This window comes from Dermacoccus abyssi (assembly GCF_003515945.1).
GTDB classification, from domain to species: Bacteria; Actinomycetota; Actinomycetes; order Actinomycetales; family Dermatophilaceae; genus Dermacoccus; species Dermacoccus abyssi.
Genome location: NZ_QWLM01000001.1, coordinates 234,659 through 261,079, shown reverse-complemented (window position 1 = coordinate 261,079; position 26,421 = coordinate 234,659). Strand labels below are relative to the sequence as shown.

General features: G+C 68.4%; 22 protein-coding genes and 4 tRNA genes. 18 read left to right on the top strand and 8 right to left on the bottom strand.

Annotated features, from left to right (window positions below; translation table 11 throughout):
* Nucleotides 1-143 precede the first annotated feature (143 nt).
* Nucleotides 144-1,298, bottom strand: a complete 1,155-nt coding sequence (locus D1832_RS01300; RefSeq protein ID WP_118912262.1) for an acyl-CoA dehydrogenase family protein — start codon at nucleotides 1,296-1,298, stop codon at nucleotides 144-146.
* Nucleotides 1,299-1,518: 220 nt separating this feature from the next.
* Between D1832_RS01300 and D1832_RS01295 the strand changes: the two genes are divergently transcribed.
* Complete coding sequence (locus D1832_RS01295) at nucleotides 1,519-3,207, top strand: TIGR03767 family metallophosphoesterase (RefSeq protein WP_118912261.1); 1,689 nt, start codon at nucleotides 1,519-1,521, stop codon at nucleotides 3,205-3,207.
* A gap of 10 nt (nucleotides 3,208-3,217) precedes the next feature.
* On the opposite strand, the gene D1832_RS01290 is transcribed toward D1832_RS01295, so the two are convergent.
* Both D1832_RS01290 and D1832_RS01285 read right to left on the bottom strand, forming a co-directional pair.
* Nucleotides 3,218-3,718: a hypothetical protein gene (locus D1832_RS01290; RefSeq protein ID WP_118912260.1), complete on the bottom strand. Its 501-nt coding sequence runs from the start codon at nucleotides 3,716-3,718 to the stop codon at nucleotides 3,218-3,220.
* Between the two features lie 7 nt (nucleotides 3,719-3,725).
* The gene (locus tag D1832_RS01285) at nucleotides 3,726-4,226 is read right to left on the bottom strand and encodes a YajQ family cyclic di-GMP-binding protein (RefSeq protein WP_118912259.1); all 501 of its coding nucleotides are present in this window, start codon (nucleotides 4,224-4,226) and stop codon (nucleotides 3,726-3,728) included.
* A 162-nt stretch (nucleotides 4,227-4,388) separates the two neighbouring features.
* On the opposite strand from D1832_RS01285, the gene D1832_RS01280 reads away from it, so the two are divergent.
* Nucleotides 4,389-4,469 (top strand) — tRNA-Tyr (locus D1832_RS01280).
* 62 nt (nucleotides 4,470-4,531) lie between these two features.
* On the opposite strand, the gene D1832_RS01275 is transcribed toward D1832_RS01280, so the two are convergent.
* From D1832_RS01275 to D1832_RS01265, 3 genes are all read right to left on the bottom strand, one after another.
* Nucleotides 4,532-4,888: a DUF952 domain-containing protein gene (locus D1832_RS01275; protein WP_118912258.1), complete on the bottom strand. Its 357-nt coding sequence runs from the start codon at nucleotides 4,886-4,888 to the stop codon at nucleotides 4,532-4,534.
* Between the two features lie 125 nt (nucleotides 4,889-5,013).
* Nucleotides 5,014-7,065 carry an acyl-CoA dehydrogenase family protein gene (locus tag D1832_RS01270; RefSeq protein WP_118912257.1) on the bottom strand — a complete coding sequence of 684 codons (2,052 nt, stop codon included), beginning with the start codon at nucleotides 7,063-7,065 and terminating at the stop codon, nucleotides 5,014-5,016.
* 77 nt (nucleotides 7,066-7,142) lie between these two features.
* Nucleotides 7,143-7,868 carry a TetR/AcrR family transcriptional regulator gene (locus tag D1832_RS01265; RefSeq protein WP_118912256.1) on the bottom strand — a complete coding sequence of 242 codons (726 nt, stop codon included), beginning with the start codon at nucleotides 7,866-7,868 and terminating at the stop codon, nucleotides 7,143-7,145.
* Between the two features lie 132 nt (nucleotides 7,869-8,000).
* Between D1832_RS01265 and D1832_RS01260 the strand changes: the two genes are divergently transcribed.
* From D1832_RS01260 to D1832_RS01220, 9 genes are all read left to right on the top strand, one after another.
* On the top strand, nucleotides 8,001-9,281 hold the full coding sequence (locus tag D1832_RS01260; RefSeq protein WP_118912255.1) for an acetyl-CoA C-acetyltransferase: 1,281 nt from the start codon (nucleotides 8,001-8,003) through the stop codon (nucleotides 9,279-9,281).
* On the top strand, nucleotides 9,281-10,645 hold the full coding sequence (locus tag D1832_RS01255; protein WP_182434606.1) for a 3-oxoacyl-ACP reductase: 1,365 nt from the start codon (nucleotides 9,281-9,283) through the stop codon (nucleotides 10,643-10,645). The genes D1832_RS01260 and D1832_RS01255 overlap by 1 nt, the downstream gene beginning before the upstream one ends.
* Before the next feature lies 1 nt (nucleotide 10,646).
* Nucleotides 10,647-11,513 (top strand): MaoC/PaaZ C-terminal domain-containing protein, encoded by an 867-nt coding sequence (locus D1832_RS01250; protein WP_206609329.1) that lies wholly within the window; start codon nucleotides 10,647-10,649, stop codon nucleotides 11,511-11,513.
* Nucleotides 11,514-11,943: 430 nt separating this feature from the next.
* A tRNA-Thr gene (locus tag D1832_RS01245) sits at nucleotides 11,944-12,016 on the top strand.
* 40 nt (nucleotides 12,017-12,056) lie between these two features.
* Nucleotides 12,057-12,133 (top strand) — tRNA-Met (locus D1832_RS01240).
* Nucleotides 12,134-12,179: 46 nt separating this feature from the next.
* Nucleotides 12,180-12,350: a 50S ribosomal protein L33 gene (rpmG, locus tag D1832_RS01235; protein WP_047311061.1), complete on the top strand. Its 171-nt coding sequence runs from the start codon at nucleotides 12,180-12,182 to the stop codon at nucleotides 12,348-12,350.
* A 132-nt stretch (nucleotides 12,351-12,482) separates the two neighbouring features.
* The gene (locus tag D1832_RS01230; RefSeq protein ID WP_118912253.1) at nucleotides 12,483-12,905 is read left to right on the top strand and encodes an FAS1-like dehydratase domain-containing protein; all 423 of its coding nucleotides are present in this window, start codon (nucleotides 12,483-12,485) and stop codon (nucleotides 12,903-12,905) included.
* Entirely contained in the window at nucleotides 12,902-13,327 is a 426-nt protein-coding gene (locus D1832_RS01225) for a MaoC/PaaZ C-terminal domain-containing protein (protein ID WP_118912252.1), read from the top strand. The genes D1832_RS01230 and D1832_RS01225 overlap by 4 nt, the downstream gene beginning before the upstream one ends.
* Nucleotides 13,328-13,338: 11 nt before the next feature.
* A complete protein-coding gene (locus D1832_RS01220) occupies nucleotides 13,339-14,445 on the top strand; it encodes a UDP-N-acetylmuramate dehydrogenase (RefSeq protein WP_118912251.1) in 1,107 nt (368 codons plus the stop codon).
* A gap of 3 nt (nucleotides 14,446-14,448) precedes the next feature.
* Here D1832_RS01220 and D1832_RS01215 read toward each other — a convergent pair whose 3' ends face one another.
* Nucleotides 14,449-15,513, bottom strand: coding sequence for an adenosine deaminase (locus D1832_RS01215; RefSeq protein ID WP_118912250.1), 1,065 nt, complete (start codon nucleotides 15,511-15,513; stop codon nucleotides 14,449-14,451).
* Between the two features lie 155 nt (nucleotides 15,514-15,668).
* On the opposite strand from D1832_RS01215, the gene D1832_RS01210 reads away from it, so the two are divergent.
* The 5 genes from D1832_RS01210 (at nucleotide 15,669) to rplA (ending at nucleotide 18,501) form a co-directional block, all read left to right on the top strand.
* Nucleotides 15,669-15,741, top strand: a tRNA-Trp gene (locus tag D1832_RS01210).
* A gap of 30 nt (nucleotides 15,742-15,771) precedes the next feature.
* Nucleotides 15,772-16,023 (top strand): preprotein translocase subunit SecE, encoded by a 252-nt coding sequence (gene secE / locus D1832_RS01205; RefSeq protein WP_118912249.1) that lies wholly within the window; start codon nucleotides 15,772-15,774, stop codon nucleotides 16,021-16,023.
* Between the two features lie 118 nt (nucleotides 16,024-16,141).
* Nucleotides 16,142-16,969 carry a transcription termination/antitermination protein NusG gene (gene nusG / locus D1832_RS01200; RefSeq protein WP_118912248.1) on the top strand — a complete coding sequence of 276 codons (828 nt, stop codon included), beginning with the start codon at nucleotides 16,142-16,144 and terminating at the stop codon, nucleotides 16,967-16,969.
* A 98-nt stretch (nucleotides 16,970-17,067) separates the two neighbouring features.
* Nucleotides 17,068-17,496, top strand: coding sequence for a 50S ribosomal protein L11 (rplK, locus tag D1832_RS01195; protein ID WP_047310409.1), 429 nt, complete (start codon nucleotides 17,068-17,070; stop codon nucleotides 17,494-17,496).
* A gap of 285 nt (nucleotides 17,497-17,781) precedes the next feature.
* A complete protein-coding gene (gene rplA, locus D1832_RS01190; protein WP_118912247.1) occupies nucleotides 17,782-18,501 on the top strand; it encodes a 50S ribosomal protein L1 in 720 nt (239 codons plus the stop codon).
* Between the two features lie 70 nt (nucleotides 18,502-18,571).
* Here the strand turns inward: rplA and D1832_RS01185 are convergent, their stop codons facing one another.
* Nucleotides 18,572-20,959: a lamin tail domain-containing protein gene (locus tag D1832_RS01185; protein ID WP_118912246.1), complete on the bottom strand. Its 2,388-nt coding sequence runs from the start codon at nucleotides 20,957-20,959 to the stop codon at nucleotides 18,572-18,574.
* 402 nt (nucleotides 20,960-21,361) lie between these two features.
* Between D1832_RS01185 and rplJ the strand changes: the two genes are divergently transcribed.
* Both rplJ and rplL read left to right on the top strand, forming a co-directional pair.
* A complete protein-coding gene (gene rplJ, locus D1832_RS01180) occupies nucleotides 21,362-21,952 on the top strand; it encodes a 50S ribosomal protein L10 (protein ID WP_118912245.1) in 591 nt (196 codons plus the stop codon).
* A gap of 102 nt (nucleotides 21,953-22,054) precedes the next feature.
* A complete protein-coding gene (gene rplL, locus D1832_RS01175) occupies nucleotides 22,055-26,089 on the top strand; it encodes a 50S ribosomal protein L7/L12 (RefSeq protein ID WP_118912244.1) in 4,035 nt (1,344 codons plus the stop codon).
* Nucleotides 26,090-26,421 lie beyond the last annotated feature (332 nt).

Genomic DNA, 26,421 nt, shown 5'->3' with positions numbered 1-26,421 from the left:
CTCGCATTCGCTCTGCACGGCCTCAACCTTCACTGCGCTCTCGTCAGAGCCTGCGTCTTCGGGCTTGTTCTGTCGCGTCTACCTACGGTCGAGGGCCGGGCGAGCATGCGCTCGCCCGGCCCTCGACCTCCGGTATCCGCTCGTCACAAGCCGAGGTCACGCCCAATGATCATCTTCATGATCTCGTTCGACCCGGCCCAGATCTTGTGCACGCGCGCGTCACGCCAGGCGCGCGCCACGCGGTACTCGTTCATGTAGCCGTAGCCGCCGTGCAGCTGGACGCACTCGTCGAGCACCTCGCACTGGATCTGCGCGGCCCACCACTTCGCCTTCGCGGCATCGACGGCCGACAGCTTGCCCTCGGCGTGCGCGGCGACGCAGTCGTCGATGTACGCCTCGGAGACCTCGATCTTCGTCACCATCTCGGCGATCTTGAACGTGTTGTGCTGGAACGAACCGATCGGCTGACCGAACGCCTTGCGGTCCTTCGAGTACTGGATCGTCTCGGCGAGGATCTGCTTCGCGTTCGCGATGTTCGCGATGGCGTTGCCGATGCGCTCCTGCGGCAGGTGCTTCATCATCGCGATGAAGCCGAGGTCCTGCGGGCCGAGCAGCGCGTCGGCGGGCAGGCGCACGTTGTCGAAGAACAGCTCGGAGGTGTCCGACTCGACCTGGCCGACCTTGTCGAGCTTGTTGCCCTTCGTGAAGCCCTCGGTGCCGGCCTCGACGAGGAACAGCGAGATGCCCTTCGCGCCCTTGCTCGGGTCCGTGCGTGCCGCGACGACGGCGACGTCGCACTGGTGGCCGTTCGTGATGAACGTCTTCGAGCCGTTGAGGATCCAGTCGCCCGAACCGTCGTCAGCCTTGACGGCCGTCGACTTCAGGTTGGCGAGGTCCGAACCGCCCGACGGCTCCGTCATGCCGATCGCCAGGATCAGCTCACCCGTCGCGACGCGCGGCAGGTACTTCTGCTTCTGCTCCTCGGTGCCGAGGCTGACGATGTACGGCGCGGTGACATCCGAGTGGATGCCGAAGCACGACGCAACGGCGGCGGTGAACTTGCTGATCTCCTCGGCGAAGATGGCGTTGAAGCGGTAGTCGTCGATGCCGGCGCCGCCGTACTCCTCCGGGATGCACAGGCCGAAGAAGCCCTGCTTGCCGGCCTCTTCCCAGATGTCGCGCGCGATGACGTGGTCGCGGATCATCTCTTCGGCGCGCGGCGCGAGCGTGCGCTCGACGAACTCGCGGGCGGAGGAGCGGAACGCCTCGTGGTCTTCGTCGTAAATGTTGCGGGGCATGGTCGCAGCCTTTCGATACTGATGGGTAGCTCCAGCCATGCTACGACGCCGACGATGGCGGCGCCTCCCACCCCGCTTCCCTACGCAGGCGTAAGCCGCGGGGCCTCACGAAACGCTCCCGAGGGGCCGTTCATTCGATGTTCAGTTGCGGGTTACTGGGGAGTAGAGGCGGCCGGGCACGATGTTCGGACGATCGCCCAGCCCGAGAAGAGGTCTCCCCGTGTCCGACATCTCCCGCCGCAGTGTCCTCAAGGGTGCCTCAGGCTCCCTCGCCGCCCTCGCCTTCGCCGGCGTCGCCACCGATCGCCAGGTTGCCTACGCGGCGTCGCGAAGCGTGTTCACCAAGGGCACGACGCTGGCGAACGTCGCGACGCCGAAGGCCTCGTCGGGTTACGCGCGCCTCAACGCCGGGCCGGGTTGGGCACTCGTCGTGCGCGACGAGTTGGTCGCAGCCAAGCCGAACCGCGACGACACCCGTAAGGCGCTGGCGAGCATCGTTCAGTTCACCGACCTGCACATGATCGACGCCCAGAGCCCGGTGCGCTTCGAGTGGTTGAGCACGGTCAACGGCAGCGCGTTCCGCCCGCAGGAGCCGCTCGGCTCGCACGGTGGGGCGCAGCTCGTCAAACGCATCAACGATCTGGCGAAGGGGCCCTTCTCCGGGCGCGTCTTCGACTGCGTCGTCTCCACCGGCGACAACACCGACAACCACGAGTCGGTCGAACTCGACTGGTTCCTCGCCGTGATGAACGGTGGAACGATTCGGCAGAACACCGGTGCCGCCACCGAGTGGGAGGGCGTCGCCACCGGCGGTGACGAGCAGTTCTACAACGTGAGCGACGACGCCGTGCGCGACCGGTACAAGGAGGCCGGCTTCCCGACGGTGCCCGGATTCTTCGCCCGCGCCGTTGCGCCGCACCGCAGCCACGGCCTCAAGACGCCGTGGTTCAGCGTCTTCGGTAACCACGACGACTCGATGAGCGGGGTGCTGCCGAGCGACTGGGCGGCCGTCGCGAAGCTCTACACGAGCGACAAGAAGTTCATGGGGTTCAAGACGTCAACCTCGAACACGCAGCTACGTCGTGCCTACACCGGCGCCTCGCGCACCCTGCCGCAGACATCATCGATGACGACGCGCAGCGTGACGCCGGACGCCCGTCGCGCGCCGTTCACACCCGTCGAGTACATGAAGGCGCACCTGCCGAGCGGAGGACACGGCTTCACCGAGGAGAACGTCGCCACGGGCCGTGGCTACTACGCGTTCCGCATCGCCGACGGCGTCACCGGCATCGCCATGGATTCGACGAACCGCGCGGGCTGGACCGAGGGCAGCCTCGGTGACGAGCAGTTCCGCTGGCTGCAGCGCCGTCTGGAGGCCGGCAGCAGCCGGTTCTTCGATGTCTGGGGCGCCGAGCAGAAGCGTCAGGTCGACGACGAGTTGTTCGTCCTGTTCAGCCACCACACGAGCGAGTCGATGAACAACCTGCTCCTCGACCCGGGCCAGCCCGAGATCCGCCACGGTGGCCTCGAAGTCGTCAACACCCTGAAGCGCTTCCCGAACGTCCTCGCCTGGGTCAACGGCCACACTCACGTCAACAGCATCACCGCGCGCCGTCACCGCGATCCCGAGCGCAGCTTCTGGGAGATCAACACGGCCAGCCACGTCGACTTCCCCCAGCTCGCCCGCATCATCGAGGTCTGCGACAACGCCGACGGCACGCTGAGCCTCTTCACGACGCTCGTCGAGTCGGCGGCTCCGTACCAGGCCTCCTACTCCGACGGCTCTCAGGCTGCGCTGGCATCCCTCTACCGCGAACTGTCGTACAACGACATCAACGCCGAGCGCGAGGGGCTGGGCACCCCGGCCGACCGCAACACCGAACTCCTCCTGCCCAACCCACTGCACTGACCGGCGGCTCTCAGCTGCGTAGCGCCCGTCCCGCGCGCACGCGGGAGGCGACGGCCCCGAGGAGCCACAGGAACGTGATGAGGGCTCCTGTCGAGGCAAGAACCCGCACGAACGCGGGCTCCTCCGGGTAGGTCGCGACGAACACCGCCACCGCCAGGGCGAGCACGAGCAGGCACGTCGTCAGCGGGAAGGTCTCGACGAGCATCTGCGCCTGCTCCTCCTCGTCCTCCTCGTCCCGGGCGGAACCCAACAGCTTCGTCGGGGTGGGCGCGGCAGGGCGCAACGTGGCCATCCGACGATGGTGTCCACGCCCCATGAGCGCGAGCGCGACGAGTGAGACGACGAGTGTCACGGCGGACGAGGCCAGGCGTGCTCCGTGTGCCCAGGCGACCGTTTCCTCGTCGTCGGCCAGCGTGTCGACGAGGCGTTCGCCACCGGCCGCGGCGAGAACGACGAGAACGAGCACGAGTGCCCACGTCCGTAGCGCGTGGGACTCGCGGAGGGAGGTCATGGCCGGGTCAGCGGTAGTTCGTGAACTGCAGGGCCACGTCGAGGTCGGCGCCGCGAAGGAGCTGCTGCACGGCCTGCAGGTCGTCACGGCTCTTGCTCGTGACGCGCAGTTCGTCGCCCTCGATACGTGCCTTGACCGTCTTGGGGCCCTCGTCACGGATGAGCTTGCTGATCTTCTTGGCGTTCTCCGACGAGATGCCCTCCTTGAGAGCGGCCTCGAGTCGGTACTCCTTGCCGGAGAGCTTCGGCGTCGGCTCGTCGCTGCCGTAGTCGAGCGTCTTGAGCGAGACACCGCGCTTGACGAGCTTCGTCTGCAGCACGTCCAGGACGGCGAGGGTTCGCTCCTCGGAGTTGGCCTTCATGACGATGGAGTCGCCGGACAGCTCGACGGAGGCGCCGACGTTCTTGAAGTCGTAGCGCGACGAGATCTCCTTGGCCGCCTGGTTGACGGCGTTCGCGACCTCCTGCTTGTCGATCTTGCTGACGATGTCGAACGAGCTGTCTGCCACGGTGTCTCCTCGGGTCGCCGGTGAGTGCTTTCTCCAGCGCCACGATAGAGCCCGACATGCCGGTTAGGGGAGGCGGTCGGCGAAGGTGGCGCCGCGCGGGTGGGACGAACGAGCCGATTCGCCCAGCCTCCCGCCTCTTTGCTATGGTTTCCGAGCACGCGAGCCAGGTTGCCCGAGCGGCCAATGGGAGCGGACTGTAAATCCGTCGCGAAAGCTTCGAAGGTTCGAATCCTTCACCTGGCACCCCAGTGCACGAAGGCCCCGCAGCATCAGCTGCGGGGCCTTCGTCTTGTCCTTGCTGCTGTTCACGCCTGCGTGCCGGGCAACTCGAGCGACTCGACAGAGCTGACAGCGTTGACGGGCAGCACGCCGCCGTACACGTGCGGGAAGCGCTCACTCTCGGGGTCGTCGGGCGCCGCCGGTTCGACGCGCACCTCGAGGCCCGCCTCGGCCAAGGCCTCCGGGTCGAGCGTGAGCAGGACGAGCGGCGCGTCGACGTCGGAGTAGAAGCGCTCGAGGGTCGGGCGGACCTGCTCGGGAAAGCTCGCGTGCAGGTAGCCCACGGCGTCGATGCTCATGCCGAGCGTCGACGTCGCGTAGGTGTGCTCACGCTGCGCCTCGTCCCACTCGTCGGCCAGGGCGATGTGCTGGATCGTCTGCATGATCCGACCCTAACGGCGCTCGCTGCAGGCCCGATCGCCGTGACGTAGCGAGCGCTGACGGACACCGACGGCGGCCCAGCTACGTTGAGCCGGGCCGCCGTCTGAGGTGGTGCGAGGATTTCGTGTCAGCGGGTGACGCCGGCGCGGTCCTGGCCGAGGTCGATGAGGTCGTTCTCGAGCCAGCCCTCGGGGATGCCGAACGCCTCCGTCAGCATGACGGCGCGCGGGCGCAGCTCGCCGCACAGCGAGTTGATGCGCGTCGTGACGGCCTTGGAGCGCGCCACCGAGAGGCGGCCGTGCTCCAAGAACCAGCCCTTGTCCTCCTCGATCGACGACAGGGCGTAGAGGTCGAAGACCTTCGCCATGAGGTCGCGGGCCGGGCCGTCCTCCATCGCCTCGAGGCCGTCCTGGAAGGCCTCGAAGACGCGCAGGTCGATGTCGGCCTTCGCGGCGGCGAGGATGTGGTCCTGGGCGTTGTTGAACACCTCGAAGCCGTTGTCCTTGCCGGCCTTGCGCAGACGCATCGCCGCGGTCTCGAGCAGGTGGCTCGCGCGCTCGGAGAACATCGATTCCTGCCAGCCGCGCGAGTCGAGAGCGGTCTCGTCGTTGCGCGGCGTGGCGCCGTCGATGAGCTTCTGCAGGCCGGCGCGCTTGAGCGTGTTCTCCACGAGACCCTCGACGGTCTGGGAGGCCACGCGGGCGATCATGCCGGCGATGTCGAGGTCGCCCCAGCTGTCGCGGTACTCGGTGAGCAGACCCTTGGCGACGAGCTGCATGAGCACGGTGTTGTCGCCCTCGAAGGTGGCGAAGACGTCGACGTCCGCGCGCATCTGCGTCAGGCCGTTGACGGCCATGTACCCGGCGCCACCGCAGGCCTCGCGGCAGGCCTGGATGGTGTCGAGCGCGTGCCAGGTCGTCTGCGCCTTCATGCCGGCCACCCACGACTCGAGTTCGCGCTGGGCGTCCTCGTGGTCGGGGCCGGGCGTGCCGCCCTCGGCGGATTTGGCCGCGTCCTCGAGCTCCTGCAGGCGCGAGGTCATGGCGTTCTGCGCGAACCGCAGCGCGTACGACTTCGCCAGGCGCGGCAGCAGCTTGCGCTGGTGCGCGAGGTAGTCGAGGACGACGATCTCCTGCTCCTCACCCGGAGCGGCGAACTGACGGCGCTGGTCGCCGTAGCGGATGGCGATGGCCAGCGCCTTCTGCGCCGCGGAACCCGAGCCGCCACCGACGCAGACGCGGCCGCGCACGAGGGTGCCGAGCATCGTGAAGAAGCGTCGGTTGACGTTGTCGATCTCGGAGACGTAGGCGCCGGTCTCGTCGATGCCGCCGAACTTGTCGAGCAGGTTCTCGCGCGGCACGCGGACGTGGTCGAACGCGATGGTGCCGTTGTCGACGCCGGGCAGGCCGCCCTTGGCGCCGTTGTCGCCGATCGTGACGCCGGGCATCGGGTTGCCCTCGTCGTCGCGGATGCGCACGAACAGGGCGTGCACGCCGTGCTCGCCGCTCTCCTCCTCGCCGTCCGGGACGTCGCCGACCTGCGGCACGACGAGCTGGGCGAAGACCACGGCCGCCTTGCCGTCCTTCGCGGCGTTGCCGATGTAGGTCTTCGTCGCGGAGACGGTGGGGGAGTGAATGACGATCTCGTCGGTCTCGACGTCGTACGTCGCGGTCGTCTCGACCTCTGCGACGTTGGAACCGTGGCCGATCTCCGTCATGGCGAAGCAGCCCATGAGGCGCCCCGACATGATGTCGGGCAGGTACGCCGAGAGGTGACGCTCGGTGCCGAGGCGGGCGAGCGCGCCGCCGAACAGACCGAACTGGACGCCGAGTTTGATGAGGAGCGACAGGTCGCCGAAGGCTTGCATCTCGAACGCGACGCAGGAGGCGCCGTAGTCGAGGGTGCCGCCGTGCTCGGTGGGGAAGCCGATGGAGCCGTAGCCCATGTCCGCGAGGGCGAGTACCTGACGGGTGACGCGCTCGCGCTGGACGTCGATCGACTCGCCCGGGGTGCCCGTGATGGCGTCGGCCGGCAGTTCGCGGCGCACGCGCTCGCGAAGGTCGCGCCACGGGCCGTCGAGCGCGGCGCGCAGGACGTCGACGTCGGCCTGTGCGCCGAGCGGTTCGGCGGCGTTCGGGTTCTCGTGACGGGGAGTGGTGTCGTTCGTGGTCGTGCTCATGTCGTCCTCCTACGACGCGCCGTTGCGTGACGCGTCGGTCTGGGTGGGATGAAGGGCATCGTCTGGTCAGGATCGTGTCATCGACGGCGCGGGTGTGGGGCCGATCCGTCGGAAGTCGGGAGCTCGCCGTGGCCGGCCAGGCCGGTGTGGGCGAACGCTGTGAGGTGGCGCGCGAGGTCCGTACGCGTGAGGCCGTCGGGGTTTTCGAGCCAGCGATCGGCCGACTCCTTGACCATGCCGACGAGCGCCCAGGCCAGCGCCCGATTCCGCCCCTGGGTGTGGGCGTCGTCCGGCTGTAGCTGCGCGAGCAGGTGGGTGAGGTTGTCCGCAATACGCCCGGAGAGGCCGGTGACCGGGTCGCTCGCCGGCAGGTCGTCGGGAAGCGTGACGTCGGGGCGGCGCACGACGAAGCGGTAGACCTCGGGGTCGCGTTCGACGAGGCGCAGGTAGCTGTCGATGACCGCGCCGAGGATCCGGGGGAGGTTGACCTCGGCCGTCGTGGCGAAGCCGCCGGACGAGGCGGTGGCCTGCTCGATCTCGGCGAGGATGCGGGCGTCAACGGATTCACAGACCGCGAGGTAGACCCCGTGTCGGTCGCCGAGGTGGCGGTAGATGACGGTCTTGCTCGTGCCCGCCTGCGCGGCGATCTCCTCCATGCCGACGCCGGCGCCGTGCGTGCGGATGGCCCGCACGGTGGCGTCGACGAGCTCACGGCGCCTGGCGACGCGGTGGGCGGCCCAGCGCACGTCGCGCCCGTCGCGGGGCGTCTGGCCGTGGTCGGAGGTGCTCGAAGGGGCGGACATGTCCCAGAGGGTATCGCGTACCGCGCGTACCTGCTACTGTCCGTATCGGTAAGTTTCAATGAGCACTTCTACTCACGTCGAATCGCGAACGCGGCTCGGCGACCAGGGTTCTCACGACCATCGGAGCGAGAAATGACCACGATCCGTGACGCCTACGTCATCGGCGGCAACCGCATCCCCTTCGCACGCTCGGGCGCTGCCTACCTCAAGGCGAGCAACCAGGACATGCTGACGGCGGCCATCGACGGCCTCGTCTCGCGCTACTCCCTGGCCGGCGAGCGCCTCGGTGAGGTCGTCGCGGGCGCCGTCATCAAGCACGCGCGCGACTTCAACCTCACCCGCGAGTCGGTTCTCGGCAGCCACCTGGCGCCGACGACGCCGGCCTACGACATTCAGCAGGCCTGCGCCACCGGCCTCGAGGCCGCCATCCTCGTGTCGAACAAGATCAAGCTCGGCCAGATCGACTCCGCCATCACCGGCGGCACCGACACGACGTCCGACGCCCCGCTGGCCCTCAACGACGGCCTGCGCAAGACGCTGATGAAGGCCAACTACGCGAAGACGACGGGTGACCGCCTCAAGGCGCTCGCTTCGATCCGCCCGAACCAGCTGGCCCCGGAGCAGCCGCGCAACGAGGAGCCGCGCACCGGCCTCACCATGGGTGACCACATGGCCATCACGGCCGAGAAGTGGGGCATCACCCGCGAGGCTCAGGACGAGCTCGCGGCCGCCAGCCACCAGAACATGGCCGCTGCGTACGATCGCGGTTTCTTCGACGACCTCATCACGCCCTTCCTGGGCCTGGCGAAGGACAACAACCTCCGTCCCGACAGCACGGCGGAGAAGCTCGCCAAGCTCAAGCCGGTCTTCGGCAAGGGAGAGAACCGCACGATGACCGCCGGCAACTCGACGCCGCTCACCGACGGTGCCTCGGCCGTTCTGTTCGGCAGCGAGGAGTGGGCCAAGGAGCGCAACCTGCCGCTGCTCGCCCGCTTCGTCGACGGTGAGGGCGCCGCGGTGGACTACGTCAACGGTGACGAGGGCCTGCTCATGGCTCCCGCCTACGCCGTGCCGCGCCTGCTGGAGCGCAACGGTCTGTCCCTGCAGGACTTCGACTTCTACGAGATCCACGAGGCCTTCGCCTCGACCGTCCTCGCGACGCTCAAGGCGTGGGAGGACCCGGAGTTCTGCAAGGAGAAGCTCGGTCTCGACGCGCCCCTGGGCTCGATCGAGCGCAGCAAGCTCAACGTCAACGGCTCGTCGCTCGCCGCGGGCCACCCGTTCGCGGCCACCGGTGGCCGCATCATCGCGCAGCTCGCCAAGCAGCTGCACGAGAAGGGCTCCGGCCGCGGCCTCATCTCCGTGTGCGCCGCTGGTGGCCAGGGCGTCGTCGCGATTCTGGAGGCAGTGTGATGGCTGACGGTTACTCGAACTTCGTCAACAACGGTTTCGGCAAGAAGCTCGCCAAGCAGCTGGGGCTGCCCCAGCCGCCGGTGCTGCGCCGCTACGAGGTGGGCCAGGCTCTCCTCGACGGTCCCGCCGCCGTCGGTGTCGTCGGCGCCGGTGTCGCTGCTGCCAACGCCGCCGCGATCATCCGCTCGTCCGACGCCACGGTCGTCGAGGCCACGCCCGACGCCTCCTACGGCGACAAGCTGGGCGCCCTCGTCATCGACGTGACGGACGCCAAGACGCTCGCCGACCTCGAGGCGTTCCGCGCCATCGCCGTGCCCGCCGTCAAGGCGCTCGGTCGTTCGGCTCGCGTCATCGTCCTCGCGACGACGCCGAGCGAGATCGACGACGTCGAGGCCGCCGCCACCGCTCAGGCGTTCGAGGGCATCACGCGCTCGATCGGCAAGGAGCTGCGTGCCGGCGCTTCGGCCAACCTGTTCTGGGTCGACCCGAACGCTCAGGGCGACAGCTCGGTGCTCGCCGCGCCGCTGCGCTTCTTCCTCTCGAGCCGCTCGGCGTACGTCTCCGGCCAGCCGGTGCGCATCCGCAAGCACGGCGTCCAGGAGGTGCTCGACTGGCACCGTCCGTTCGAGGGTCAGGTCGCCGTCGTCACCGGTGCCGCTCGCGGTATCGGTGCGCAGATCGCGCGCGTCTTCGCCCGCGCCGGTGCGCACGTCATCGCCGTCGACATCCCCGCCGCCGGTGACGCCCTGAGCAAGGTCGCCAACGAGATCGGCGGCACGTCGCTCGGCCTCGACATCACGACGCCGGACGCCGGTCACAAGATCGCCGAAGCGGTGGCACGCAAGGCCGACAAGCTCGACGTCATCGTCCACAACGCCGGCATCACGCGCGACAAGCTGTTCGTCAACACCGACGCCGACCGCTGGGGTTCCGTCATCGACGTCAACCTCGCCTCGCAGCTGCGCATCAACGAGGTGCTCCTCGACCCGGCCACCAAGGGCGGGCTCAAGGACGGCGGCCGCATCGTCTCCGTCGCCTCCACCTCGGGCATCGGCGGTAACCGTGGCCAGGCCAACTACGCCGCGTCGAAGGCCGGTGTCATCGGTCTCGTCCGTGAGCTGTCGGAGCACCTCGCCGACCGCGACATCACGGTCAACGCCGTCGCGCCGGGCTTCATCGAGACCGACATGACGTCCAAGATCCCCGTCGCCACGCGCGAGGTGGGTCGTCGACTCAACTCGATGCTCCAGGGCGGCCAGCCGGTCGACGTGGGCGAGGCCATCGCCTTCTTCGCCGAGCCGGGTTCCGCGGGTGTGACCGGCCAGGTTCTGCGCGTGTGCGGTCAGAGCCAGATCGGAGCCTGACGTGGCATCTGCTCGGACGATCGAACTGAAGGGCGAGCCCAAGCTCGGACCGATGTTCGCGAAGGCCGTGGCCACGGGCGGGCGCCGGAAGGGCAAGACCCTGCCGGACGTCGAGGTCGTGCGCCGGGACGTGACGCCGAGCGTCACCGACGTCGCCGACTACGACGCCGTCTGCGGGTTCGCTTTGAGCAACCGCCTGCCGAGCACGTACCTACATGTGCTCGTCTTCCCGCTGCAGGTCGCGCTCATGTCCGATGAGGCCTTCCCGTTCCCGCTCATGGGCAGCGTGCACCTCGAGAACACCATTACGCAGCACCGTCCGGTGCTGCTCGGTGAGTCGCTCGAACTGCGCGCTCGTGCCGAGAACCTGCGTCCGCACTTCCGCGGCGCGCAGGCGGACCTCATCGGTGAGGTCTACGTCGGCGGCGAGCTCGTGTGGGAAGGGCGTTCGACGTACCTCTTTCGCGGCCGCAAGGTCGAGGGCGAGGTGCCGCCGAAGGTGGACGAGCCGGACGCCGTCGAGGGCTTCGGAGCCACGTGGCGCCTCGGGGCAGACCTCGGGCGTCGCTACGCCAAGGTCTCGGGCGACGTGAACCCGATTCACATGAACCCGCTCGCCGCCAAGGCGCTCGGTTTCCCGACGACGATCGTGCACGGCATGTGGAGCAAGGCGCGCATGCTCGCGGCGATCGAGAACCGCTTGCCGGACGCCTACGAGGCGACGATGAGCTTCCGCAAGCCGCTGCTCATCCCGAGCACGGTGTCGTTCGTGGCCGAGGGTGCGCGCGACGGCGGTTTCGACCTTGCCCTGCGCAACGCGAAGAAGCGCACGGAACACGTGCGCGGATCGGTGCGTCCGCTCGCCTGAGCCGCATCGGATCGCGGCGCAAAGGAAGCGCCGAAAGAACGCCTCGGGGCGTCGGGAACTTTCCCGGCGCCCCGAGGCGTTTGTCCGGGTGTCCTCGCGTGGAGCCTGACGGCCACGTCGAGGGCAAGGGTGAACAAGGTGCAGACGGCGGGGCCACCTCTGGGGGAGGCCCCGCCGTCATCCTGTGCGCGAACGGCCGCCAGTGGCTTCCGACGGCCCAGAGTGGCCCGAGTGGCCCCGGCGCAGCGTCGGGAATGCCCGGGTACCGGTCGGTGTTACACGGTCGTAGCGATGGCGTCACGAAGCGGCGTCGTGTGTGGTCGAGAACACCCGCATCCGCAGGTCATCTCGATTTCACTTTGGTTACCCACCCGTGTAAGGTCTTCCTCGCGCCCAAAACGTGTCGAGCCTTCGATACCGGTGGCGCGAGGCCCCTATAGCTCAGTCGGCAGAGCGTCTCCATGGTAAGGAGAAGGTCAACGGTTCGATTCCGTTTGGGGGCTCGCTTGAATGTTTCGGGCTCGCCCGGAAGGTTCACGGCGCGGCGGGGTAGCTCAGCTGGTTAGAGCGCACGACTCATAATCGTGAGGTCGCGGGATCGAGTCCCGCTCCCGCTACCAATCTTCATGACAACAGATTTCGACTTTCCGAGAGCAGGTGTGGGACATGGCCTCCAAGAGCGCTGACGTTCGCCCGAAGATCACGATGGCTTGCACCGTGTGCAAGGAGCGCAACTACATCACCAAGAAGAACCGTCGGAACAACCCCGACCGTCTCGAACTGGCGAAGTTCTGCAAGCGCTGCGTGAAGCACACGGCGCACCGCGAGACCCGCTGATCTCGCGCACGAAACATCCACGAAGGGTCGTCACCGCACGGTGACGACCCTTCGTCATGTCTGAGCCGCTCGCGCAGGTTCGGCGTCGGCAGCGACTTCCGGGTAGCCCTGCGGGGCGCCTACGGTCGAGCCATGGCAGTGAATCCGGCCGTCGAGGGCCGCACCTATTCCATTCCGGAGCCGCACGTCGTGACGCAGGACGAGCTCGACGCCTTCGCTGCGGCCGTTCGCTCGCCCGGCGCCAGCTCGGGCGCGACGTCACAGGCTGCGCCCCTGACGTTCGCCGTCACGATCGCACAGCGCGCCGAGGCCGAGTTCATGGTCGATCCGGAGGCGAACGTCGACTTCTCGCGGCTCGTCCACGGCGAGGAGGGCTTCACCTACCACGCCCCGATCGTCGCGGGTGACGAACTCGTCGCCACCACCACGGTGCGCCGGGTGCGCTCGGCCGGGGGCCACGACATGGTGACGCTCGAGACGGGCGTCGAGACCACTGCGGGCGAGCCCCGCGTCACGACGACGAGTGTCGTCGTCATTCGAGGGGAGCAGGCATGAGCACCGTGACATGCCTCGCCGACGCCGAGGTCGGTGACGAGGTCTGGTCGACGACCCACCGTCTGCTGCGAGCCGACCTCGTGGCCTATGCCAACGCGAGTGGCGATCAGAACCCCATCCACCAGGACGAGGAGTTTGCCCGCTCCGTCGGTCTGCCCGACGTCATCGCGCACGGCATGCTCACCATGGGCCTGGTGGCTTCCGCCGTCGAGACGGTAGCGGCGGGGCGTGAGGTCGCATCCTTCACGACGCGCTTCGCCGCCCCGGTCGTCGTGCCGGCCGGTGACGACGGCGTCGAGGTGGCGCTCGTTCTCACGGTCGCCGCAACGGACGAGTCCGCCGGCACCGTGACGCTCGATGCGGCCGTGTCGGTGGCAGGCATTAAGGTCTTGAACCGAGCCCGAGCGGTCGTCAACATCTGAGTGAGGTCTTCGTGCAGGAGCAGTTCGACATCCCCCTGGCATCGCTGACGACGATGCACGTCGGCGGCCCCGCACGCCGCCTCGTCGTGGCCGAGACCATCGACGAGATCGTCGACGCCGTGCGCGAGACCGACGACGCGGGCGAGCCCCTGCTCGTTCTCTCCGGCGGCTCCAACCTGCTCATCGCCGACGAGGGGTTCCCCGGAACGGTCGTCAAGATCGCCAACCAGGGCCTCGAGATCGAGCACGACTCCGACTGCGGTGGCGTCACCGTCCGCGTCGGTGCCGGCGTCGTGTGGGACGACTTCGTGCGCGAGGCGTGTGAGCGTGACTGGTCGCGCATCGAGGCGCTCTCCGGTATTCCGGGCCTCGTCGGTGCCACCCCGGTGCAGAACGTCGGCGCCTACGGCCAGGAGGTCGCCCAGACGATCTCCAGCGTGCGCACCTACGACCGGGTGACGCAGCAGATCAAGACCTTCGCGAACGCCGACTGCGAGTTCACCTACCGCCACAGCATCTTCAAGAACACCCCGTATCGCGACGGTGACAAGAGCGGGCGCTACGTCGTGCTCGACGTCTCGTTCCATCTGCGCAAGGCAGACCGCAGCCAGCCCATCGCGTACGCCGACCTCGCGGCCGGCCTGGGCGTCGAGCAGGGCCAGCGCGTGCCGCTCGCCGACGCGCGTGCAGGCGTTCTCGCGCAGCGCGCGAAGCGCGGCATGGTGCTCGAGGCGGGCGATCACGACACGTGGTCGTGCGGCTCGTTCTTCACCAACCCCATCGTCACGCGTGAGCAAATGGACTCGATCGTCGCGCGCGCCGAGGAGCGCCTCGGCGCCGACGGCCCGGTGCCTCCGCAGTTCCCCGCGGGCGCGGCGCACCCCGACATGCTCAAGACGTCGGCCGCGTGGCTCATCGACAAGGGCGGCTTCGGCAAGGGCTACAACATGCCCGGCCCGGCGGCACTCTCGACGAAGCACACGCTCGCCCTGACGAACCGCGGTACGGCCACTGCTGCCGATGTCGCAGCGCTCGCCCGCGTCGTCGTCGACGGCGTGGAGGAGGCCTTCGGCGTCCGTCTCGTGCCCGAGCCCGTCTGGGTCGGCCTCACGCTCTGAGCGTCACGCGTCGCTGGTCTGGGTCGAGCCGGCGGGCTGGGCGAGCAGCCACGCGTCGATGTCGGCGTTCGCGCGGTGCACGACGTCCTGCGGTGCTCGGGAGATGGCGAAGCTGTCGCGTGCCAGCTGCGCGAGTTCGGCGTCGCTGAGGCCGTGGACCTCGCGCGCCGTGCGGTACTGATCGCTCAGGCGCGAGCCGAACAGCAGGGGATCGTCCGCGCCGAGCGCCATCTTGGCGCCGGCGTCGAAGAGGCGGCGCAGGGGCACGTCACGGGCTTCCTCGTAGACGCCGAGCGCGACGTTGCTGCCGGGACACACCTCGAGGCCCACACCGTCGTCGACGACCCTGCGCAGGACGTCATCGGAATCCGCACTGCGCACCCCGTGGCCGAGGCGGTCGGGACGCAGCGCATCGAGCGTTTCCGTGACCGCGTCGGGGCCGAGCAGCTCACCGCCGTGGGGGAGCGAGGCGAGCCCGGCGTCCCGGGCGATGCGGAAGGCCGGCGCGAAGCTCTCGGTGTCACCGCGGCGCTCGTCGTTACTCAACCCGAAGCCGACAACCGGGCCTGCGTTCCTCGCGGCGAGCCGGGCGAGTGTGCGGGCGTCGAAGGGGTGCTTGAGGCGCGAGGCAGCCACGACGACGCCGACGCCGATGTCGTGGCGCTCGGACGCCTTCTGCGCTTCGTCGAGCACGATCTCCAGCGCGGGTGTGATTCCGCCGACGAAGGGGGCGTAGGAGGTGGGGTCGACCTGGATCTCCAGCCATCGCGAACCCTCCGCGGCGTCTGTGGCCGCGGCCTCGTCCACGATGCGTCGCATGTCGTCCTCCGAGCGCACGCAGGCGCGGGCCGCGTCGTAGAGGCGCTGGAACCGGAACCAGCCGCGTTCGTCCATGGCAGAGGCGAGCGTCGGCGGCCAGTGGGCGGTGAGGCTCTCCGGAAGGCGAACTCGGTGAGCGACGCTGAGGTCGAGCAGCGTGTCGAACGCCATCGAGCCAGTGAAGTGCAGATGCAGGTGGGCCTTCGGGAGGGTGTCGATGTCGCGGGCGGTCCTGGTCGTTCCGGTCACACCCTCATCCTGTCACCGAGCGCGGGCGTTCCCGACCGTGACGCAGCCCCGCCGCCTGAGGCCACCCCGATTTCCACCCAGCGCCGTTCGTCCCGTAGACTCGTGCGCCGGTAGACCGGACACCCATTCGGGATACCGCGCGGGGCAACCCGCGAAGGGCACTAGCTCAATTGGCAGAGCACCGGTCTCCAAAACCGGGGGTTGGGGGTTCAAGTCCCTCGTGCCCTGCACAGCGCACTGATCCGGAAGGGTGACACTGTGGCAGACAACGACGCAGCGACGAGCACTGCCGTCGCAGGCGAGCGTGAGCGCCGCGGTTTCTTCGGCCGCATCCTGTTGTTCGTCCGACAGGTGATCGACGAGATGCGCAAGGTCGTCTACCCCACGCGTGACGAACTCACCAGCTTCACGATTGCCGTCCTGGTGTTCCTCGCGGTCATCATGGCCTACGTCAACGGTCTAGACTGGATGTTCACGCGTGCGGTGTCGTGGGTCTTCGGCTCCGGCTGATCCCCGAGACATCACGAGAGTCGCCGCCTGGGCGCCCGCTTCGCGGGAGGCACGGGCGGCGCGCTTGTGTGGCGCACCACTTGAATGTAGTTCCCCTCATGTGAAGGAAGCAGGGTCGATGACCGAGCAGAACCCCGAGCAGCTCTCGCCCGCCGCTCGAGAAGAGGCCGAGTACGCGGCCGACGCCGCACAGACGCCGGACGCCGATCTCACGCCCGAGCTCGGCGAGATCGGCAAGCTGCCGACGGCCGACGAAGCCGACGAGGAGAACGCCGCGCGCACCGAGGACGAGGCGTCCGCTTCCGAGGACGGCGCCGACGAGGCTGCCGTCGACCCGCGCGAGGCCTTCATCGCCGACCTCAAGTCGCAGTTCGGTGACTGGTACGTCATCCACTCCTACGCCGGCTACGAGAAGCGCGTGAAGACGAACCTCGAGCAGCGCATCACGAGCCTCAACATGGAGGACTACATCTTCCAGAGCGAGGTGCCGATCGAGGAGTACACCGAGATCCGCAACGGTCAGAAGAAGTCCGGCACGCGCGTTCGCATGCCCGGATACGTCCTCGTGCGCATGGACCTCACCGACGAGTCGTGGGGCGCCGTGCGTCACACGCCGGGCGTCACCGGCTTCGTGGGCAACGCCCACCAGCCGTCGCCGCTGTCGATCGATGAGGTCGTCACGATGCTGAACCCGACGTTCGACGAGCCGGAGAAGGCTTCCGACGCCGCTGCCACCGGAGGCGCCAAGGGCGGCTCGGGCACGGCCCCGGTTGCTGTCGACTTCACCGTCGGCGAGTCCGTCACCGTCATGGAGGGCCCGTTCGAGACGCTGCCCGCGACGATCTCCGAGATCAACGCTGACACCGCGAAGCTCAAGGTCCTCGTCTCCATTTTCGGCCGCGAAACGCCGGTCGAACTGGGCTTCAACCAGGTCGCCAAGATCTGATCAGCCCCACCTGTTCCTCTCGTCGCCCGTCCGGGTGACGAGGATGCAACCGGGTCATCGCCCACGGCGTCGGCCCACAACACGAAAGAGGTGGCACCATGCCCCCGAAGAAGAAGGTTTCCGGCTTCATCAAGCTGCAGATCCAGGCCGGCGCGGCTACGCCGGCACCGCCGGTCGGTCCGGCGCTGGGTCAGCACGGCGTCAACATCATGGAGTTCGTCAAGGCGTACAATGCCGCGACGGAATCCCAGCGTGGCAACGTCATCCCGGTCGAGATCACGGTCTACGAAGACCGCTCCTTCACGTTCATCACGAAGACGCCGCCGGCTGCTGAGCTCATCAAGAAGGCTGCGGGCGTGCAGAAGGGTTCCGGCGAGCCCCACAAGACGAAGGTCGCTCACCTGAGCAAGGACCAGATCCGCGAGATCGCCGAGATGAAGATGCAGGACCTGAACGCCAACGACATCGACATGGCCTCGCGCATCATTGCCGGGACCGCGCGCTCGATGGGTATCACGACGGACTGAAAGTGCACCGACGGAACGGACGCCGCGCGTTCGCTTCGTAGGTGACGATCCGGCGGTGTGCTTTCAGTCCAGAAAATATGGCCTGATCTCCACCGCTGTCGTCCTCGAAGGGCCTGGCTCACCGATTTCGGTGGGCTGGGCCCTTCGGCTATCCTTGAAGGGTTGCCCTTGTGGTATCAGCGGCGTTCGGGGCCTTTCCGTCCGTCGTGAACCTCACGGTTCGAAAGTGGTTGGGCCCGCGCTGGTCCGTACAACCACGACCTCCACCTGTTCCAAGGAGAACTCATGAAGCGCAGCAAGGCTTACCGCGCGGCCGAAGAGAAGATCGAGGCCGGCAAGCTCTACTCCCCGCTCGAGGCGGTTCGTATCGCCAAGTCGACGAACGAGACGAAGTTCGACCCCACCGTCGAGGTCGCGATGCGTCTCGGTGTCGACCCGCGCAAGGCCGACCAGATGGTCCGCGGCACGGTCAACCTGCCGCACGGCACGGGTAAGACGGCCCGCGTCCTCGTCTTCGCGAACGGCGACAAGGCAGCTGCGGCTGAGGCCGCCGGCGCCGACTTCGTCGGTTCGGACGACCTCATCGCCAAGGTTCAGGGCGGCTGGACGGACTTCGACGCCGTCGTCGCCACGCCGGACCTCATGGGCAAGGTCGGTCGTCTCGGTAAGGTCCTCGGCCCCCGCGGTCTCATGCCGAACCCGAAGACGGGCACGGTGACGATGGACGTCGCCAAGGCCGTCTCCGACATCAAGGGCGGAAAGATCGAGTTCCGCGTCGACAAGCACGCGAACCTTCACTTCATCATCGGCAAGGCCTCGTTCGACGAGCGCGCCCTCGTCGAGAACTACGCGGCTGCGCTGGAGGAGATCCTGCGCCTCAAGCCGTCCGCGTCGAAGGGTCGCTACATCACGAAGGCCACGCTGGCCACGACGATGGGCCCCGGCATCCTGCTCGACCAGTCGCGTACGCGCAACCTCATGGAGGAGTCGGGCGAGCAGGCCTGATCTTTCTCGTTGACGCACGAGGCCCCACCGAGTCGAACTCGGCGGGGCCTCGTGCGTTGTGCTGATCGGATCAGTTGGGGCGGATCTGCAGTCGCACCACCTGCGGATCGTGGTCGGAGTCCTGGTCGGTGAACTCGCTGTTCGTGTGCACGATGTCGTAGCTGTAGGGCGCGCCCTTCCAGCCCTTGGGGCTGCGCGTCAGCTGCGGCGAGACGAGGATGTGGTCGAGGATCTGGCTGTTGCCCTCGTAGACGTAGCTGTAGCGCTCGTTCGCGGTGAGCGTGCGCGGCAGGTCCGTCATCGCGTTCGCTCCGGAGCCGACGAGGATGTCGGTGGTGCGGCTGAACTCGAAGTCGTTGATGTCGCCGAGGGCGACGATTCGTGCGTCGGGGTCGGCTGCGAGGAGCTGGTCGGTGAAGGTTCGCACCACCTGCGCCTGGGCGTGGCGCTGGGTCTCGGAGGAGCGAACGGGTTGCTGCCACCGACCGAACAGCGGGTCGTCGCCGCCCTTGGAGTTGAAGTGATTGGCGATGACGAAGACGTTCTCGCCGCGGAAGCGGAACTGGCCGACGAGTGGTTTGCGGGAGTCCGCGAAGGCGGGGTTCGTCGGGTCGATGCGGCCGGGGGAGACGGCGAGCGCCGCCTTCTTGCCGCGCCCGATGACCTGCGTGGCTGTCGTCGCGGACGGGTTGCCGGCGTCGACGAAGTCGATGTCGCGGCCGGTGCGGAAGAGGAAGACCTGACGGATGTTGCCGCCGGGCGCGCCGCCGTCCTGGCCGTCCTCGGGGTTGACCCACCGTGCCTCGTAGGCGGGACCGCGCCTGGCCCTGGTCGTGTCGACGAGCTTGCGCACGGTGGTGGAGGAGTCCACGGTGCCGTCGTTCTGCACCCCGTTGTCGTCCTGGATCTCCTCGAGCGCGAGGACGTCGGGCGAGCGGAGGTTGGTCGTCACCTGGTCGGCGAGGCGGTCGTACTTGTCCTGCTGGTCGCTGGGCGCGAGATTCTCGACGTTGAACGTGGCGACGGCGAGCTGGTTGTTCGACTGTGCGCTCGTCGTCTCGCGGGTGAGGCCGGACGTCATGTGGCCGGCGGGCGTCGTGACGAGGACGTGGGGCATGGCGAAGGCATAGTCCATAATGCCCATGGTCGTGCCCGTGTAGGTGTCGCCGACGTTGGCTGCGGGGATGGAGTTCGCCGGGATGAGCGAGTCGTCGAGAACGAGGCGCATGGCGTTGGGGCGGTCATATCCGCCGTACACGACGCCGCGCGGGCTGGTGGTGGCGCTGACGTTCTGGCCGGGCACGACGGGCGTCTCGCCGTAGCGCGCGTTCGTGGGGCCGACGGCGCGCGCATCGTCGAGAGCCACTTTCATGCCCTCGAGGGACTCGTTGAAGTCGATGGAGTGCCGGGCCGGGTCGAAGACGGCGGAGTCGTACTCGACGCTCTTGGGGTCGCCCGCTTCGATCGTCTGCTGCGGTGCGATGCGGTCCTTGCCGATCCACACGGCCGGAATCGCCTGGCCGTGGCCGGTGACGGAGACCTTCGGGCTCGAGATCTGGGTCGTCGTGAGGTTGTCGTTGCCGGATGCGCCGCCGGGGCGGAACTCGGTGACCACGCCGGCGACCTCGACGGCGTCACCGACGCTCTGCGCCGGCGCCGACCTGGTGTAGACGAAGACAGCATCACTCGTGGCGTCGTTCTCGTCGCTGGGCGCCTGCATCCAGAAGCCGGTGCGCGAGGTCGCCGTGATGACACCGGCAACGCCGCTCACGCGCTGATCGCGCAGCGGGGAGAGGTGCGACGATCCCTGGATCTCCTGAATGGTCGTGGCCGATGGGGCTGGCGGCTGCACGGCAGAGCACGAGCTCGCGCCGGCGGCAGCGCCCGCCGGAGAGGGCGCCCCGGTGGCGAAGTCACTCGCGTTGTCGTCGGTGTCTGTGCACTCGCTGCGGCGTGCGACGGAGGTGGTGTTCGACGTCGCGGGAGCCGGGGCTCCTTCGGCGACCGCCGCATTGCCCCAGCCGACGAGGTCGACGGTGGCGCCATCGGCGTTGACGAGGGCGACCCGACCGGCGGAGGAGGACATGGGGATGCGGCCCGTCACGTCGGCGTTCGGAAGGGCCGCGGCCGAGGTGTTCGCTCCGTCAGCCTCCTGGACGAGGAAGTGGTGGCCCGCCGGGACCGAGCCGGTGAGGGGCGTCGTCTGCGCGCTCGTGCCTGAGGCGGACCAGTACTGCACGCTCCACCCGGTGAGGTCGATCGCCGTGCCGGAGGCGTTGTACAGCTCGACGAAGTCGCTGCGCAGCGGAGCGCCGGAGTTGCCGCCGCCCCCAAAGACCTCGGAGACGAGGACGGTCGAGGACGCGGCTTGCGCGGGGCTGAACGCGGTGCCGAGCGCGCCGACCACGACGAGGGCGGTCGTGCCGGCGAGGAACCGGCGGGGAGGGTGCTGACCCATGGGGATGCCTTCCAAGGAGTTTTCAGGGTGCGCCGAAAAACATACGCTGCCAAAGGAGTTCGCGGAGCGCGCCCGATGCGTCCGGTGGATGAACAGCAGGTGTGCTGTCGACGACGTCCGTGCCGTCCGGGCAAGACGGCGCCCTCGATTTGGTCGCTGGCACCGCGCCCGGTAGTCTCTTGCGTACCAATGACCGCCGGTTGTCATGAGTTGCTTCTCGAAGCGGCGCACGACCGAAGGCCTCACGGAAGTGAGCAGCCCGCGCAGGTGAGCTAAGCCGTCCATCGTGATCGCCTCTTCGAGTGTGATCGTCGGTGACATACGAGCCTCAGCGCGCCTGCGCCTGAGGCTCTTTTTCATGTGCGCCCTCACGACTGGCATTCACCACCGAAGGAGGCACGCATGGCTACTGCCGCAAAGGATGCAGCCATTGCCGAGCTCGCGGACAACTTCCGCAACTCGGATGCTGCCGTGCTGACGGAGTACCGCGGCCTGACCGTGGCGCAGATCACCGATCTGCGTAACTCCATTCGTGAGCACGCCACTTACTCCGTGGTGAAGAACACGCTGACCGCTCGTGCGGCTGCCGAGGCCGGAGTGACGGCCTTCGACGGCCAGCTCCAGGGCCCGTCCGCTATCGCCTTCGTCACCGGTGACCCGGTGGAGACGGCGAAGAAGCTGCGTGACTTCGCCAAGGCCAACCCTCTCCTCGTCATCAAGGGCGGCGTCCTTGACGGCAAGGCCATGTCGGCCGAGGAGATCAACAAGCTTGCGGACCTCGAGTCCCGCGAGACCCTGCTCGCCAAGCTGGCCGGGGGCTTCCAGGCCTCGCTCAGCCAGGCGGTTTACCTCTTCGCGGCCCCGCTGTCGCAGAGCTCTCGTGCAATCGAGGCCCTGCGCGCGAAGGTCGAGACCGAGGGCCCGGTTTCCGACGCAGCTCCGGCTGCCGAAGAGGCCACCGCAGACGTCGCCGAGGGTGGCGACGAGGCCTGATCTCGACACCCGTCGAGCAGGTCGCACCCAACACAACGCCACTCACGGCACGGATCACCAGAGAACATCTGCGATCCGACAAGAACAGAAAGGACGCCCATCATGGCGAAGCTCTCCAACGACGAGCTCCTTGAGGCTTTCAAGGAAATGACGCTCATCGAGCTCTCCGAGTTCGTGACGCTCTTCGAGGACACGTTCAACGTCACCGCTGCTGCCCCGGTTGCAGTTGCCGGTGCCGCTCCGGCTGCCGGTGGCGACGCTGCCGCTGCCGAGGAGAAGGACGAGTTCGACGTCATCCTGGCCGCTGCCGGTGACAAGAAGATCCAGGTCATCAAGGAGGTCCGCGCCCTGACGTCCCTCGGTCTGAAGGAGGCCAAGGACCTCGTTGACGGTGCTCCGAAGCCCGTTCTCGAGGGTGTCAACAAGGAGACCGCGGACAAGGCCAAGGAGTCCCTCGAGGCGCCGGCGCCACCGTCGAGCTCAAGTGATCTCGTCCCGGGCTCGCCTGGGATCGTGAACTTCGACCATCGGGTCGCACCTGCGGGTGCGGCCGATGGTCGTTTGTGTCGGGGCAATATTCGTGTGCGGTTGTCACCGGCTGCCTCTAATGTGTTCCGGGCCATGAGTCAGCAGTCAGCGTCCGCCCCCACCCGATCGGCTTCCGAAGCCCATCGGGCTCCTGTCGATTGGCGACGCCTGCGTGGCCCCGCCGCTGTGATCGCGCTCGTTGCACTGGCCGTCTCGTCGGTGGGTCCTTCGATCGCGGCGCTCCTCGCAGGGCGGCTCGCGGAACATCCCGAGGGCGGGCTCGTCGCGTGGCTGGCCGTGCTCCTGCTCGGCAGCGCCGTGCTCAACACGGTGGGTCGATACGTGTGGGCCACCGTCGTCGACCGGGCTGCCGGCGCGCTGCGCCAGGACCTCGTCGACGCCGTGCTCCACCAGCCCCTCGCGGCGCTGTCGGAGCAGGCCGTGGGAGAGGTGCTCGACCGCGTCGACGACGACACCCACGAGGTGAACAACCTCGTGCGCATGCAGCTGTGGATGGTGCTCAACACCGTCTTCGCGCTCGTGCCCATGTGGGTCGTGGCGGGCGTGTCCTGGACTCCCGCGTGGGTGCTGTTCCCGCTCTTCGCCGCGGGGGCCTTCTGGCTCATCAAACCCCTGCTGGGCAAGATCGCCGAGCGGAAGGTCATCGAGGAAGCCCAGTGGACAGAGCACGCCGCTGCGTTCGAAGAGGGCGTGGCCGCGCGTGACGACATCCGCACCAACCTCGGCCAGGGCTTCGTCCTCGCCAACATCGTGCGCCTGTCGTCGGTGGTGCACCGTCGTTTCCAGGACGTGCTGCGCCTCGAAGTCGGCGTCATCCTTCGCTCCGGGCTGACGCTGCATCTCCTGCTCGCCGTGGCGATGGCGGTCAGTGTCGTTCTCGCCTCGCGCGGTGACCTCGCGGTCTCGCAGGTTGTGACGCTCGTGCTCGTGACGAGCACCTTCGTCGGGCGGGTCGGGCGCCTCGCCGAGCAGCTTCCCGACCTGCAGGCCGGCCTCGGCGCCATCACCCGACTGCGTCAGCTCATGGCGGTCGAGCCCGAGCGCGTCGAGGGCGATCCGGTCCCCGACGGCGATCTCAGCCTCGAGTTCCGCGACCTCACGTTCTCCTACACGGGGGACGACGTCGTCCTCGAGAACGTCGACCTGCGGCTTCCCGCCGGTGCGACGCTCGCGCTCGTCGGGCGCACGGGTTCCGGCAAGTCGACGCTCGCGAGCCTCGTCCCCAGGGCCGTCGAGCCGCCTGCGAGCCAGGTGTTCGTCGGCGGACGTGATGTGCTCGAGCTCGACGTCGACGCCCTGCGCGCCGCTGTGGGGACGGTGACCCAGAAGACCGACATCCTCGCGGGCACGCTGGCCGAGAACGTCACGCTCTTCGGCGAGGCGGACAATGCCCGGGTGACGGCGATCATGGCCGAGCTCGGGTTGAGCGACTGGGTCGAGGGACTGCCGAACGGCGTCGACACCCTGCTCGGCCCGGGAGGCATCACGCTCTCGGCGGGGGAGGCGCAACTCGTCGCCTTCGCCCGTCTGCTCGCACGCGACGTCGAGGTCGTCATCCTCGACGAGGCCACGGCGCGGATGGATCCGGTGACGGAGGCGCGCGTGGTCGCGGCGTCGGAGCGGCTGCTCAAGAACCGCACCGGGGTCATCATCGCCCACCGCCTCTCGACCATCGAACGCGCTGACTTCGTCGCGGTGCTCGATCGCGGCCGCGTGGCGCAGTTCGGCACGCACGACGAGCTGTCGCAGGCACCGGGCCACTTCAGCCGCCTCCTCGAGGCTGCGGAGGCAGCCGACGCTTCAGTACCCGAGGCCGATACGCCTGACGCGCCGTCGGCGCCGGACGATCAACCCGTTCTGCGAGCTCGTCGGCGCACTGACGTGCCTGCCGCCCGCAAGGTCGACCCCGCCCCTCCGCTGTGGCGGGGTATCCGTGACGCGCTCCTGGTCAAGCCCCTGTGGGGCGCCATCCCGGGGCTGGGCTTCCTCGCCTTCTCCCTCGTCGGTTCGGTGGGAGCCATCACCGGTTGGGTGTGGGGAACGACGGTCGAGGCCCTCGTCGCGGATGCTGAGTGGCGCCCCTGGCTCGTCGCCTCCCTCGTCGCGGTGCTGCTCGGGCCGGGCATCCTCGCGTGGGCCGTTTCGCGCTACCCCCGGTGGTGGATCGAGGTGCTCCTTCGAGTGCGACTCAACGTGCTGCTCGGTCAGACGGCAACGTCGCGGCTGGAGGCCACCCCGCCCGGTGAGGTCGTGGCCCGAGCGATGGACGCCGACCGCTTCGTGAAATACGCCGACCGCTGGGTCGACTTCCTCAACGGTCTGGCCATCGTCGCGGTGACGTCGCTCGTGTCCGGCACACCGCTCACCGGCGCTGTGCTCGCCGCGATCCTGCTGGTCTCCGCTGCCGCTTCGGCCCTCGGGCGTCCCCTCGCGGGAAGTTCAGCCGCCGCGGCGTCGAAGAGCCGTGCCCGCTTCGGCCGGGCGCTGGTCTCCGTCGTCGAGTCGGCGCGCACCGTCAAGCTGGCGGGGCGTCTGCGGGAGGCGCGCGAGCACCTGCGCCAGGTGGACGCGGGCCGCGTCGACGCCGCCGTGCGTGAACACCGCATCGCCGCAGTGCTCCAGGGCGTTCCGCTCGTCGCGATCGAAGCCGGTGTCGTCATCGCCTGGGCCGGTGTCGTCTGGGACGTGTGGAGCCTCGCGACGGGCCTCCTCGTCGCGAACGCGGCGATGGGGTTCGAGTGGTTCGGCCAGGTGGCCAGCGCCGTGGTCACGGAGGCTCCCGGCACCCGGGCGTGGCAGCAGGCCACGGTGGCCTACGCGGGTGGTCGTGACATCACGTCGCTGCCGAAGGACGTCGACCTCGCGGCGGGCCGGGCCCCGGCGCCCCAAGAGGAGCCGGGGGAACGGCTCGAGAGCCTGCGCCTCGAGCACCTCTCGGCCGTGCACGACGACGGCACGCTGGGCGTCGAGGACGTCTCGCTCACCGTGGAGGCGGGCGAACTCGTCCTCGTCCTCGGTCAGGTGGGTGCAGGCAAGTCGAGCCTGCTCGGCGCGCTCGCCGGGCTCGTGCGCTACACCGGCGAACTGCGGTGGAACGGGAAGGTCGTCGAGGACGAGGAGAGCTTCCTGCGGCCGGGCCAGGTGGCGTACGTGTCCCAGACGCCCCGCGTTCTGTCGGGCACCTTCGGTGACAACATCCGTCTCGGTCTGCCGCGACGGTACGACGAGGCCGTCGCCGATGCCCGTCTCGTGCCCGACATCGAGCGGGCCGGGGGTGTCGATGCGCTGGTCGGTCACCGCGGCCTGCGGTTGTCGGGCGGGCAGGTGCAACGTCTCGCCCTGGCGCGCGCACTCGCCACCAACGCCGAACTCATCGTCGCCGACGACGTCTCGAGCGCCCTCGACGCCGCCACCGAGCTGGAGTTGTGGAACGCGCTGCGCGAGCGAGGCTCCACCGTCATCGGGGCGAGTTCGAAGCGGGCCGCACTGGCCCGGGCCGACCGCGTCGTCGTGCTCGTGGACGGGCGCGTCGCCGCTGTCGGTCCGTGGTCCAGGCTGAGTGGGCGGTTCGGGGCTCTGGCGGGCTAGCCGGAGCCTCGGGCGCCCGCTCGGCGACCTGCCGCGAATCACCCGGATGGGGTGTCATCACGGGGGTTTTGCCGGTCGCTCGGGCGCGGCGCGGTGTGGGTGCTTGACTGGCGAGCCCGGCTGAGCCATCCTCATGTAACTCAATACGAGCCTCGGGGGAGAGGCTCGTTCCATATCGGCTCAGGTGGAGCGCGACGCACGAAGCGAACGCTCGACGACGTCGAACTTGCATGTCCCCGACCGGGGGACTATTCTGCTATTTTGCGCTGCCTTGTCTCTGGGCACCCTCGAAAACCAACGAAGCACGACGACGAGATCGACTGTTCGACCGG